This window comes from Rhodothermales bacterium (assembly GCA_034439735.1).
Classification (GTDB): Bacteria; Bacteroidota; Rhodothermia; order Rhodothermales; family JAHQVL01; genus JAWKNW01.
In genome coordinates, this window is sequence record JAWXAX010000047.1 from 1 (window position 1) to 13,027 (window position 13,027).

Sequence of the window (13,027 nt, forward strand, 5' to 3'; positions counted from 1 at the left end):
CCTGCCCCCGGGACCGACGTGGCGGAGCCGTGGCCGGCACGACTAAAAACGGACACGATGTATCGTGTCCCTACGGGGTTATTGCGATTCCCTGCGATCACATCAACCTGTAACCTGCAACCTGTACCATGCAACCATCCTCCTGGCGCATCTTCTACACCGCCCCTCGCGCGGAGACGAAGGCCGAGGAGCGGCTCGCCGGCCAGGGTATCGAGGTCTTCCTCCCCCGGCTGACGACTTCGCGCCGGTGGAGCGACCGCATCCAGCGCGTCACCGAGCCGCTGTTCCGGGGCTACCTTTTCGCGCGGGTCGAAGAACGCGGTCGGCTGAGCGTGCTCCAGACCGCCGGCATCGTCCGATGCCTCGCGTTCGGGGGAAAACTCGCTTCCATCTCCGAGGCGGAAATCGAGCAGCTGCGCATCACCCAGGTCGATCCCGAACAGCTCACCCTCCACCCGACCTGGCTCCCCCCCATCGGCCGCGAGGTGGTGGTCATCGCCGGCCCCTTCGAAGGCCTCCGCGGCGAGGTCATCGAGCACCGCGGCCAGCTCACCGTGATGGTGCGCGTCCATGCCCTCCGCCAGGCCGTTCGGGTGCTTGTGCCGGCGGACTGCGTTACCCCCCCTGGGCCCCCCTACTCCCAAACCCCCCTACGTCCCCACATCCATCCACATGCTTGACCTGATCCGTATGCTCCGCGCCATCCTTACGGCGCGCGAGAAGAAGCATTTTGCCCTGCTCCTCGTGGCGATCTTTTTTATGGGGATGTTCGAGATGGCCGGCATCGCCTCCATCATGCCCTTCATGCAGCTGGTCGCCCAGCCCGAGGCCATCGAGCAGCAGCCGTGGCTCAAGGCCGTGTATACGCGGTTTGCATTCACGTCGTACCAGTCGTTCCTCATCGCCGTCGGCCTGCTGGTCCTCGGCCTGATGTCCGTCGCCAACGCTTTCACCGTGTTCACCCTGTGGCTCCAGCACCGCTTCGCCTGGGGTAGCTCCCACGCGATCGCAAACCGGCTGCTGCGCAAGTACATGAGCCAGCCGTACGGGTTTTTCCTGCAGAACAACACCTCCGTCCTCTCCAAACAGGTGCTGACCGAGGCGAACGAGCTGGCGCAAGGCGTTCTGCTCGGCATCGCCACGCTGGTGGCGCGGTCGTTTGTGACGCTCGCGATTTTCGGACTCCTGATGCTCGTGGACCCCGTCCTGGCCCTCATCATCCTGGCCACGTTCGGCGCCGTGTACGCCGTCGTTTACCGGGGCAGCCGGTCGTACCTCGGCCGGCTCGGGCGCGAGCGGTTTCAGGCGAACGAGATGCGGTTTCGGGCGGCGAACGAGGCGCTGGCCGGCATAAAATCCCTCAAGATCACCGGCCGCGAGGCGCACTTCCTGGGGCGCTTCGCCGAGGCCTCGCGTCGCTACACCCGCGTTGAGCCCCGACGCGAAGCGGCCAACGCCGCGCCGATTTATTTCGTGCAGACCCTTGCCTTCGGGGCGATCCTCGTGCTCGTCCTCTACCTCATAGCCACCGAGGGGAATGTGCAGGATGTAATCCCACTGCTGGCCCTGTACGCCCTCGCCGGCTACCGGCTGATGCCCTCGCTCCAGCAGATCTTCACCGCCGTTACCCGGATCCGGTATCAGCGGCCCATCGTCGAGTCGATCCACGCCGACCTGCTCGCCGGCGACGCGCCCTCGTTCCCCGACACCCGCCCCGAACCCCTGCCGTTTGAGCGGTCGATCGCGCTGCGCGGACTGTCCTTTCGCTACGAGGGCGCCGAACGGCCGGTGCTGGACCGCGTCAGCCTCACCATCCCCCGCCACAGCAGCGTCGCGTTTGTCGGCCCGACCGGCTCGGGCAAGACCACGCTGATCGACCTGCTGGTGGGCTTACTCGAGCCGACGCGCGGCGGCATCTACATCGACGACACGCGGCTGGAGGCCGGCGCCGTCTGCGCCTGGCAGGCACGCATCGGCTACGTCCCCCAGGAGGTCGTCCTCTACGACGACACGGTCACCCGCAACATCGCTTTTGGCCTCCCCGACTCCGCCATCGACCGCGTCCGCCTCGAACGGGCGACGCGGCTCGCCAGCGTGCACGAATTTATCGAGGCCATGCCCGAGGGCTACGCCACAGCCCTCGGCGAGCGGGGGGTGCGGCTGAGCGGGGGGCAGAGGCAGCGCATCGGGCTGGCCCGGGCGCTGTACTTCGAGCCCGACGTGCTGGTGCTCGACGAGGCCACGAGCGCGCTCGACGGCCTCACCGAGGCCGCCGTCATCCAGAGCATTCGCGAGGCCGGCGCCGGCATCACCCTCATCATGATCGCCCACCGCCTGGCCACCGTCCGCCACTGCGACCACATCTTCCTCCTCGACGAAGGCCGGATCGTCGCCGAAGGCGCGTACGACGACCTCATCGAAGACAACGCCCTCTTCCGCGGGATGGCCCGCGTGGGGGCGGAAGCGTAATTGATGATCGACCCATGAAGATCCTATACTACTCGCCCCACCCCGACCTGTCGCTGCACAGTCCCTCGGGCTACGGCACCCACATGCGCGAAATGATCAAGGCCTTCGAGGAGGCCGGGCACGAGGTGCGGCCGCTGATCGTGGGGGATTTGAAGGTGGCTGAAGCGGAGGCTGCGCCAAGACTGCGCGACCGCGTGAAGCCGCTCGTACCGGCGCTCGTGTGGGAGTCCGCCCGTGACGCCGCGCTCCTCCATCGCGATCGACGCCTGCAGATCACACTCGAAGACAATATCCAGGCGTTTGGTCCGAACCTGATCTACGAGCGGGCCAGCTTCATGCAGTGCTCCGGTGTCGAGGTCGCCTGGCGGCTCGGCGTGCGGCACGTGTTGGAGGTGAATGCACCGTATCTCGAAGAACGCAAGGCCTTTTCAAGCGGCCCGTCCCTATTCGAGCGGAAGGCCCGAGCGATGGAGCGGCGGCAACTGAGCATGACCGATCGGGCGGTCGTCGTCTCCAGCACCCTGAAGGACCACTTTATGGCGGCGCACGGCCTTCCCGAAGAGCGATTTCTTGTCGTCCCGAACGCCGTCGATCCCGACAAAATCGTCGTCCATCCCGATCGGGTGCACGCCATCAAGACAGGGTATGGGCTCACCGACCAATTCGTGGTCGGGTTCGTGGGATCGCTCTTCCGGTGGCACGGGGTCGACCGCCTGATCCGGGCCGCGGCGGAGCTGCGCCGGCGGTCGGACGGGCTCGTCGTGTTGATTGTCGGCGATGGCGAGATCCGCGCAGAACTGGAGGCGCTCGCGCAGTCGCTGGGTGTATCCGATATCGTGCGTTTCACGGGCAATGTGGCCCATGAGGAGGTGTTCGACCACATTGAGGCGATGGATGCGTGCGTCATGCCTGATTCCAACTGGTATGGCTCCCCGGTGAAGCTATTCGAATACGGCGCCATGCGGAAGCCCATCGTCGCCCCGGACAACGGCCCTGTCCGCGACGTGTTCACACCGTTCGAGGACGGGCTGGTGGTGCGGAACGAGGCGGAGCTGGCCGAGATGCTCCGCCGGCTGATGGCCGATCCGGAAGAAGGCGCCCGCTTCGCCGGCTCGTTCCACCGCAAGGTGATCGAACGCCACACCTGGCGGCGCAACGCCGAGGCCGTCCTGGAAACCCTGGCCGAGGCGGTGGTCTGATTCTTACACCGCCATGAGACGCAATGTATTGCGTCTCTACGGGGGCGGGGAACCCATTTCGTTGATCGTCCAATCCTATGCGCCTCGCCCTGCTCACCGATGGCCTGTATCCCTACGAAATCGGGGGGATGCAAAAACACACGTATTACCTGGCGAAGCACCTGGCCCGCGCCGGCGCTCGGGTGGACCTGTACCACGTCCGCCCGCTGGATGCGCCGGCCGTGGACGAAGCCTCGCTGTTTACGCCGGACGAGTGGGCCAACCTGCGGTTAATCAGCGTCGACCGAGCGCCGGCGCGGCGGTTTCCGGGGCACTACGTGTGGGAATCGCTCCAGTCCTCCATCGCCCTCTGGGAGGCGCTGAAGGGGCGGCTGGATGTCAATTTTATCTACGCGCAGGGGTTCGCCGGCTGGGAAACCATCCGCCAGAAACGCCGCGGCGCGGCCGTCCCGCCCGTCGGCGTCAACTTCCATGGGTTCGAGATGTGGCAGAAGCCGGCATCGCTCCACGCCCGGCTGGAGCAGTGGCTCCTGCGGCCGTTCGTCCGCTGGAATGTCGAACACGCCGATGTGGCGCTGTTGCTGGGACGCAGCCTGGCGACGGTGTTCGCGAAGACGGGCGTCGTGCCCCGCCACCTCGTCGAATCCCCGAATGGGGTCACGGCCGACTGGCTCTTCGCCGGCACGCGACCCGAGGAACACCCTCTACCTCGCCCCGCGCGGGCGTTCGTCCGCTTCGTCTTCATCGGCCGTTACGAGCGGCGTAAAGGGATCGAGGAATTGCACCAGGTGATCGCGAAGCTGGCGCCCGATCATGCCTTCCACATCGACTTCGTCGGGCCCATTCCGCCGGCTCTCCAGCTCCGATCTACCCATGCCACCTATCACGGACCGGTGCGCGATGAGGAGGTGATGCGGGGGATTCTTCGGGAAGCGGACGTCCTCATCTGCCCCAGCTATGCCGAGGGGATGCCAACGGTGATCCTGGAAGCGATGGCTTCCGGTCTCGCTGTCATCGCCACGGACGTTGGCGCCGTGGGCGACCTCGTTGGCCCCGAAACGGGGTGGATGATCCCGCCCGGCGACACGGACGCCCTCGCGCGGACGCTCGTCGAGGTGCTGAACGCGCCGGCCGCCATCGAAGCGAAGCGCCGCACAGGCCAGGAGCGCATCCGGCAATCCTATCTCTGGAACACTGTCGCGCACGACACCCTGCGCAACATCAAGGCCACACTCACATGACCTCCTCTGTCCTCAACCGCCCTCCGATGCGGCCCCTGCACCCTTCGCCGGGGGTCATCCGCATCGCGGTGTTGTTCTCCGAGCTATCGGGCTACGTGCGGGCGTGCCTCGCGGCGCTCCGTGCGCGCCACGGCGCCGAGGTGCTGGTGATCCATTGGCCCGTGGCGGACGAGGCGCCGTTCGCTGAAGCGGATGGCTGGGCCGACGCCGTCTATTCCAAACGCGGCCGCACGCCGGCCGAGCTGCTCGCCCTGCTGGAGGTGTTCGCGCCGAAAGGCATCCTCATGTCCGGCTGGATCGACCGCGACTACCTGCAACTCGCCCGCCACTACCGGCAACGCGGCGTGCCGGTCATCGCCGGCACCGACACACCCTGGCGCGGCACAATCCGCCAGCGCGCCGCCACCCTGGCCGCGCCCCGGATGCTGCACAGCGCCATCGATACCCTGTGGGTCGCCGGCGACCGCCAGCGCGACTTCGCCCGACGCCTCGGGTTCGCGGGCGAGCGCTGCCTGAGCGGGTTTTACGCGTGTGACTGGGACCGCTTCGCCACCGCGTATGCCCGGCGCGACCCCGCCGCCCCGCCGGCATTCCTGTTCGTGGGCCGCTACCACCCCGACAAGGGCCTGGACGACCTGCTCTCCGCCTACGCTCGGTACCGCGCGGACGCCGCCGATCCCTGGCCGCTTGTCTGCGCCGGCGCCGGGCCGCTCAAGCTGCACCTCGCGAGCGTGCCGGGGGTGGTGGACCTCGGGTTCGTCCAGCCGGACGATCTCCCAGAACTCATGGCCCGCGCCGCCGCCTTTGTCCTCCCCAGCCGGCACGAGCCCTGGGGCGTGGCCATCCAGGAAGCCGCCGCCACCGGCCTGCCCCTCCTCTGCTCCACCGCCTGCGGCGCCACGACGAGCCTGCTGCAGGACGGCTACAACGGATTTTTGGTCGAGCCCGGCGTTCCCGAGCAGCTCGCCGGCCAGCTGAGTCGCCTCGCGGCGCTCACCGCCGCCGAGCGCCAGTCGATGGGCGACCGCAGCCACGACCTCTCCCGGCAGTTCACGCCCGACCGGTGGGCGGATACGCTCGTCCGGGGCATCGCCGCGTTGCGGACCACGCCATGATAACCACCACGCTCCGCCTCACTGGCTTCTCTACCGAGACCTCCCGGCAGACGCCGGCGCTACGCGCGCCCCTGGCACTCGGCCTCTTCGCCCTGCTGGTGGTGTTGAAGCTGGCGCCAGCGCTCACGCCGCTCGTCTACCTCGGCCTCGCCCTTCAGGCGTGGCGGGGTCCGAAGGAGACGATCCAGGCGCTGACGCTCCTGTTTGTGGTGCTCAACCTCAACCCCGGTCTGTTCGGGGCGCACGGCCAGGGCGCCTCGCTGCGCTGGCTGGTGCTGATGAGCGCCCTGGGGCGAACGGTGTGGGATGGGGTGCTGGGCGGTAAACCGTGGCCGGCACGAATCCTCCAGCCGCTACTGCTTTTCGCCGGCGCCGGCGTCGTGCTCGCCCTCGTGGGCAGCCGGCTGCCCACGATCTCTGTCTTCAAACTCGCGGCGTTCACCATGGGCGCGGTGGCCATCCTCACCAGTTTTTACCGAACCACCGAGCTGACCGAGTACTGGATGGCCTGGTTCACGACGTGTTTCCTGACGATTCTCGTCGTGAGCCTCCCGCTGTACCTGTTTCCCGCCGGCTTCTTCAGCAACGGACGCGGCTTTCAGGGGGTGCTGGCCCACCCGCAGCTGTTCGGACCGGTTGCGGCCCCACTGACGGCGTGGCTGATCGCGCGGGCGTTGTTCGAGGGCGAGCGGTCGCCTGTCGTTCTCGTTGGAATCGCCCTCGGCCTCATGGCCGTGTTCACCTCGCAGGCGCGGACGGGGGCGCTGATGATCGCGGGCAGCCTGCTCGCCGTCGCCGCGTTCACCTTGTTTCGCGGGCAGTTGCACCGTGCGCGCCCGACGCGGCGCGGAATGCCGGCGCTCGGACTCATACTGGCGTTGGTCGTGTGCGTGGCGTCGGTGGCCCGGGGCGATGCACTTCTGGATCGGGCGATGACCTTCGTCCAAAAACGCGTCGAGACCGGGGCGTCGGCGTCAATCGACATCCGGGCGATGATGATCGAGCGGCAGCTGGAAAACTTCTGGTCGAGCCCGCTCACCGGGATCGGATTCGGCCTCCCGAGCAACGCCACCGACTGGGCGCGCATCAGCACCGGCTTCCTGGGGCTGCCGACCGGCTTCACGGCGGAAAAAGGGTTCATGCCCTCGTCGGTGCTCGAAGAGACCGGGCTGATCGGGGCGATCCTGCTCGTGTTCGTCCTCCTTGCCCTCGCCGGCCCCATCTACCGCCACGGCTCCCCCCCCTTGCAAGCCCTCTTCCTCGCCGCCCTGCTCGCCAATGCGGGCGAGATGATCTTCTTCTCGTTCGGCGGCGCGGGGTTGTATTACTGGTTGATGTACGGGTGGTGTTACGCGAATGCGCGGCGACCGGGGGATACCCGGTTTACGGGTTGCGACGAATACCCGGGTTACGCTTCGCTAACCCGGGCTACGGGCTAACCCGGGCTACGGGCATTTCCTTTTGCCTTTTTCATTTTTCCTTTTGCATTTCCCGATGTACCCGGGTTACGCTTCGCTAACCCGGGCTACGGGCTAACCCGGGCTACGGCCATTTCCTTTTGCCTTTTTCATTTTTCCTTTTGCATTTCCCATGTGTGGCATCTCAGGCATCTTCGGCACCGGCGTCCATCTTCCGACGCAAACCATCCAGCGGATGACGGACAGCCTGGCCCATCGCGGGCCGGACGACGCCGGCATCTATGTGGATGACCACATGGCGCTGGGCCAGACCCGGCTCAGCATCCTGGACCTGTCCGCGAACGGGCATCAGCCCATGGAAAGCATCAGCGGCCGCTACCTCATCGTGTTCAACGGCGAGGTGTTCAACTACCGCTCCGTGCGGGCGCAGCTGGTGGATCGCGGGTACAGCTTCCGGTCGGATACCGACACGGAGGTCATCCTCTACGCCTACGCCGAGTGGGGGCCGGCGTGCCTCGAACGGTTCAACGGGATGTTCGCCTTCGCCGTGTACGACCGCGAGCGGCGATCGGTCTTTATCGCCCGGGATCGGCTGGGCATCAAACCGCTGTATCTCGCCCGATCGCGCGAAGGCGCGTTGCTGTTCAGCTCCGAGGTGCGGTCCATCCTCAGCAGCGGCCTCGTGCCGCCGCAGCTCAACCGGCGCATCCTCCCCCTCTATCTAAAATACCAGACCGTGCCGGCGCCCGACACCCTCATCGAGGGGATCGAGATGTTGTTGCCGGGGCACTGGATGGAGGTGACGGCGGACGGTGAGCAGAAGAAGTCGTACTGGAACGTCCTCGGCAACGCCAACCCGGACGCCGCGCACCATACGGCTGACCAGGCGCGCGACGAGGTGCGCCGGCTCCTGACCGCCAGTGTCGAGCGCCGGCTGATCAGCGACGTGCCGCTCGGGGCGTTTCTTTCCGGGGGGATCGACTCTTCGATCATCGTCGGCCTCATGAGCCGGCTCGGCAGCGCCCCCGTCCGCACTTTCACGATCGGGTTCGAAGATCCCTCGTTCGAAGACGGCGTGTACGCGCAGCGGATGGCGCGCCAGTTTCGGACCGACCATACTGAGCTGAAGCTGTCCTATGTGGACATCCTCCAGCAGATACCCCAGGCCCTCGCCGCGCAGGACCACCCGTCGGGCGACGGCGTCAATACCTACCTCGTCTCCCGCGCCGTCAAGGAAGCCGGCCTGAGCGTGGCCCTCTCCGGCCTCGGGGGCGACGAGCTGTTCGCCGGTTACAGCCTCTTCGGCCGCATCGCCCGGCAGCAGCGCGCGCGGCTGCTCTGGCGCTTCGCCCCGCAGCCCCTGCGGCGCGGCATCGCCCACGCCCTGTACAGCGTGCGGCCATCCATCGCCTCCCAGAAGATGCACGACCTCCTGGTGTCCGACGGCTCGCTGCCGGAAGTGTATCCCCTGGGCCGGCAGTGCTTCGGCGCCGCGCAGGCTGCCCGGCTCCTCTCGGCGCGGCCCTCCGGCGCCGACCCGTACGCCAGCCTCCTCCGGGCCAGCTACGCCGTCAACATGGGCGCAACGCTCCTCTCGCGTATCTCCTACGCCGAGGCCCGGACGTACATGCACGACGTCCTCCTGCGCGACACGGATCAGATGAGCATGGCCAGCGCCCTCGAGGTGCGGGTGCCGTTCCTCGACCACGAACTGGTCGAATACGCCATGGGCCTCCCCGACGCCGTCAAGCGCCCCAACGGCGTCCCGAAGCGCCTGCTCGTCGAGGCGTTTTCGGACCTCCTGCCGGCCACCGTCATCAACCGCCCCAAACAGGGATTCATCATGCCCTTCGACACCTGGATGAGGGGCCCCCTGAAGGCCCTGTGCCTCGACAACCTCGACGTGCTCGCCCACTCGTCTGCCTTCCAGGCCCCAGTGGTCCATCAGTACTGGAACGACTTCCGCGCCGGCAACAAAGCCCTGTCCTGGAGCCGGCTCTGGCTGCTGGTCAGCCTCGGGGCGTGGTGCAAAGCCAACGGCGCGGCATAGTGAAAAGTCAAAAGTGCAAAGTAAAAAGTGGGTCGTTGCCTGGCACCCAGAATCAACCTGCAACCTGCCAACCTGCAACCTGCCAACCTGCAACTTGCCAACATTGAACCTCCTCCACATCATGCCCTCGGTAGCCCGCTCGTTTGGCGGACCGACGCAGTCGCTGATCGGCTACGTGGCGGCCGCGCGGGCGGCGGGGATGACGGTGACCGTCGCGGCGCCGGCGTGCGCCGAGGCGGATCAACGGTGGCTGAAGGACCAACTGGGAGAGGCGGACCTGCGGCTTTTCCCGGGGATCAGCCGGGGGACGTTCGTGGCCTCGCCGGCGCTGGTGGACTGGGTGAAGCGCCACGCCCCCGCGTACGATGTCGTGCACGTCCACGGCCTGCTCAACCTCGTGAGCAGCCTCGCCGCACGGACGGCCTCCGCACAGGGCACGCCCGTGGTGGTCCGCCCCTTCGGCACCCTCTCCCGCTACACCTTCGCACACCGGCGCGGCTGGCTGAAGCGGGGCTATTTCCAGGCGATCGACCGCCCGAACCTGCGCCGTGCCCGGGGACTGCATTTCACGACCGACGCAGAGCGCGACGAAGCCGGCTGGCACGGGCTCGACCTGGAAACCCGCAGCTTCGTCGTCCCGCCCCCACTTCATCTCTATGCCATGCCCTGCCGGGAGCCAACGACCGACGTCCTCTTCCTCTCCCGCCTGCATCCCAAGAAGAATGTAGAAGGCCTGTTGAATGCCTGGGCGCGGGTCGTTCGCGACCGCCCGGGTCTACGGTTGACCATCGCCGGCGATGGCGAGCCGGCTTACGTGGCCCGGCTCCGCGCGCAGGCCGCCGGGCTGGGAGCATCCGTTGTCTTTGCTGGCTTTGTCCACGGCGAGGAAAAAGCCCGGCTCCTGGCGTCGGCGCGGGTCTTCGCCCTCCCATCCTTCCACGAGAACTTTGGCGTCGCCGTCCTCGAAGCCCTCGCGGCCGGCCTGCCCGTCGTGATTTCGCGGGATGTCCAGCTCGCCGCCTTTGTCGAGCGCCATGCCCTGGGCCGCGTTGTCGCAGCCGACGCCGGGCCGCTGGCGGAGGCGCTGCTGGCCAGCCTCGACGACACCGCGCTCATCGCCCGTTGCCGGCAGGACGGCCGCCGGCTCGTTGCCGACACCTTCTCGCCCGACGCCGTCGGGCAGCAACTCCGCGCCATGTATGAACACGTACTCGCTTCCTGAGCCGCTTGAATCGATCCCCCTGCCGGCCGGCGCCCAGGCTCGCGCCGGCGGCGTGCTGGACCGCCCCTGGCTCCTCCGCACCGAACTGCGCCGGCTCGCGGCGCTCCCCTGGATCCGCGCCGGCTTCGCCTGGCACGGGATCGCGTGGGGGGATCGATGGCGGATCCTGGGGATGCCCGTCATCCAGCGACAGCGGGGTAGCCGGATTACCCTTGGCGCCGGCCTCGTCCTCCGCTCCTGGCCGCGCACCAACCCCCTGATGCCGAACCACCCCGTCGTCCTCGCCACCCGCGGCGCCGGCGCCGTCATCCATATCGGCGACGACTGCGGGCTGACCGGCACGACGCTCGTCGCCGCCGAACGCATCGAGATCGGAAACCGCGTGCTGATCGGCGCCAACACCACGATCGTGGACACCGACTTCCATCCCCTCACCCCCGAAGGCCGGCGGGCCGACTTCAACGCCGGCGCGCACCGCCCCGTCGTCATCCACGACGACGCCTTCATCGGGATGAACTGCCTCATCCTGAAAGGCGTGACCATCGGCGCCGGCAGCGTCGTCGGCGCCGGCAGCGTCGTCTCCCGCGACGTCCCCGCGGGCTGTATCGTCGCCGGGAATCCAGCTGTTGTCGTGCGGGAAGGGATTACGGGTCGAGGAACTGTTGAGATTTGCGTATTGCATAATGAGCAAGTCATCCCCGCGCAGGCGGGGACCCAGAAAAATGCCAGTCTGATGGCTGGATCCCCGCCTGCGCGGGGATGACTATGCCTTGGGTTGTGGAAATCTCAACTGTTTCTAACGTTTTGAGAGCACAGGTGCCGCAGCATCAACCTCAATCCTCTCTTCCACTTTTCACTTTGCACTTTTCACTTTGCACTTTTCACTTTGCACGTTGCACTTTTCACGTTGCACTTTTCACTTTTCACTTCCACATGTCCAAGTCTTTGTTATTCATCAACCAGCACTACCACCCCGACGTCGCGGCGACGGGGCAGAAGCTGACGGATCTGGCCGAGTACCTCGCGGCGCGCGGGCACGAGGTGCACGTCCTCTGCAGCCGCGGGAAGTACCTCGCTGGCGCGCTCGAGGCCCCGGCGCGCGAGACCCGCAACGGGGTCCACATCCGTCGCGCCGGCGCCTCCAGCCATGGGCGGTCGACCCATCTCCGCCGGCTGCTCGACTACGCCGGCTTCTACCTCCGCGTACTCGCGCACCTGCTGTTCGGCCGTCGCTACGACGAAGTCATCCTCCTCACCACCCCCCCGCTGCTGAACGTCGCCGGCGGACTCGCCCATGCGCTCCGCGGGCAGTCGTACGGGATCTGGTCGATGGACCTCCACCCGGACGCCGAGGAGGCGCTCGGGATGGCGCCGGCGCCGGTCACCCGCCTCCTCCACGCCCTCAACAACTTCGGCTACCGGAACGCCCGCTTCGTCGCGGCGCTGGGTCCGTTCATGAAGGCCCGGATCGTTGCCAAAGGCGTCGCCGAAGAACGGGTCCACCTGCTGCCGATGTGGGATAGGCGGGACGAGATCTACCCGACCCCGCGTGAGGATAACCCGCTGCGTGATCGCCTCGGGCTGCGAGATCGGTGTGTCGTGATGTACTCCGGCAACGCCGGCCTGGCGCACCGGTTTGACGAAATCATGGAGGCCATGCTCACCCTCCGCGATCACCCCGAGCTGTTTTTCCTCTTCGCAGGCGACGGCCCCCGCCGGCGCGACCTCATCGCCTTCGCCCGCCGACACGACATCGCCAATTTTATGTACCTCGACTACGTCCCGCGCCAGGAACTCGTCCACTCCCTCGGCCTGGCGGACATCCACCTGCTCACCCTGCGCCGCGAGATGGCCGGCATCGCCGTCCCGTGTAAACTCTACGGCATCATGGCGGCTGGCCGGCCGACCCTCATGATCGGCCCCGAAGCCTCCGAGCCGGCGCAGACCATCATCGACGCCCGCGCCGGGGTCGTCATCGACCCCGACCGCGCCGGCGGACGCGCCACCGACGAGGTCATCCAGGCCCTCCTCGCCCTCGCCGACCGCCCCGACCTCCGCGCCCTCTACGGCATGCGCGCCCGCGACGCATTCCTCGGGGAATACGACCACGAAATCATCTGCCAGGCCTGGGCGGATTTCATCGAAGACAGCATTCCCGAAACCATCGCCGCCCTAACCTAACCGCGCGTACAGACGCCATACATGGCGTCTCCTCGCTTACCAGCCATACATGGCGTCTCCTCGCTTACCAGCCATACATGGCGTCTCCTCGCTTACCAGCCATACATGGCGTCTCCTCGCTTACCAGCCATA

General features: G+C 67.1%; 10 protein-coding genes. All 10 read left to right on the forward strand.

All coding sequences use genetic code 11. The features are described from left to right. Positions 1–128 precede the first annotated feature (128 nt). Complete coding sequence (locus SH809_03190; GenBank protein MDZ4698689.1) at positions 129–680, forward strand: UpxY family transcription antiterminator; 552 nt, start codon at positions 129–131, stop codon at positions 678–680. Then, positions 673–2,469: an ABC transporter ATP-binding protein gene (locus SH809_03195; protein MDZ4698690.1), complete on the forward strand. Its 1,797-nt coding sequence runs from the start codon at positions 673–675 to the stop codon at positions 2,467–2,469. The genes SH809_03190 and SH809_03195 overlap by 8 nt, the downstream gene beginning before the upstream one ends. Positions 2,470–2,483: 14 nt before the next feature. Further along, positions 2,484–3,668 (forward strand): glycosyltransferase family 4 protein, encoded by a 1,185-nt coding sequence (locus SH809_03200; GenBank protein ID MDZ4698691.1) that lies wholly within the window; start codon positions 2,484–2,486, stop codon positions 3,666–3,668. A 77-nt stretch (positions 3,669–3,745) separates the two neighbouring features. Beyond that, on the forward strand, positions 3,746–4,909 hold the full coding sequence (locus SH809_03205) for a glycosyltransferase family 4 protein (GenBank protein MDZ4698692.1): 1,164 nt from the start codon (positions 3,746–3,748) through the stop codon (positions 4,907–4,909). Then, positions 4,906–6,024, forward strand: a complete 1,119-nt coding sequence (locus SH809_03210; GenBank protein ID MDZ4698693.1) for a glycosyltransferase family 4 protein — start codon at positions 4,906–4,908, stop codon at positions 6,022–6,024. Before SH809_03205 ends, SH809_03210 begins: the two co-directional genes overlap by 4 nt. Continuing rightward, complete coding sequence (locus SH809_03215; GenBank protein MDZ4698694.1) at positions 6,021–7,463, forward strand: hypothetical protein; 1,443 nt, start codon at positions 6,021–6,023, stop codon at positions 7,461–7,463. Before SH809_03210 ends, SH809_03215 begins: the two co-directional genes overlap by 4 nt. 151 nt (positions 7,464–7,614) lie before the next feature. After that, the gene (asnB, locus tag SH809_03220) at positions 7,615–9,492 is read left to right on the forward strand and encodes an asparagine synthase (glutamine-hydrolyzing) (GenBank protein MDZ4698695.1); all 1,878 of its coding nucleotides are present in this window, start codon (positions 7,615–7,617) and stop codon (positions 9,490–9,492) included. 121 nt (positions 9,493–9,613) lie between these two features. Continuing rightward, positions 9,614–10,714 (forward strand): glycosyltransferase, encoded by a 1,101-nt coding sequence (locus tag SH809_03225; GenBank protein MDZ4698696.1) that lies wholly within the window; start codon positions 9,614–9,616, stop codon positions 10,712–10,714. Beyond that, a complete protein-coding gene (locus SH809_03230; GenBank protein ID MDZ4698697.1) occupies positions 10,692–11,477 on the forward strand; it encodes an acyltransferase in 786 nt (261 codons plus the stop codon). The genes SH809_03225 and SH809_03230 overlap by 23 nt, the downstream gene beginning before the upstream one ends. A 170-nt stretch (positions 11,478–11,647) precedes the next feature. Beyond that, entirely contained in the window at positions 11,648–12,895 is a 1,248-nt protein-coding gene (locus SH809_03235) for a glycosyltransferase family 4 protein (GenBank protein MDZ4698698.1), read from the forward strand. Positions 12,896–13,027: the final 132 nt, after the last annotated feature.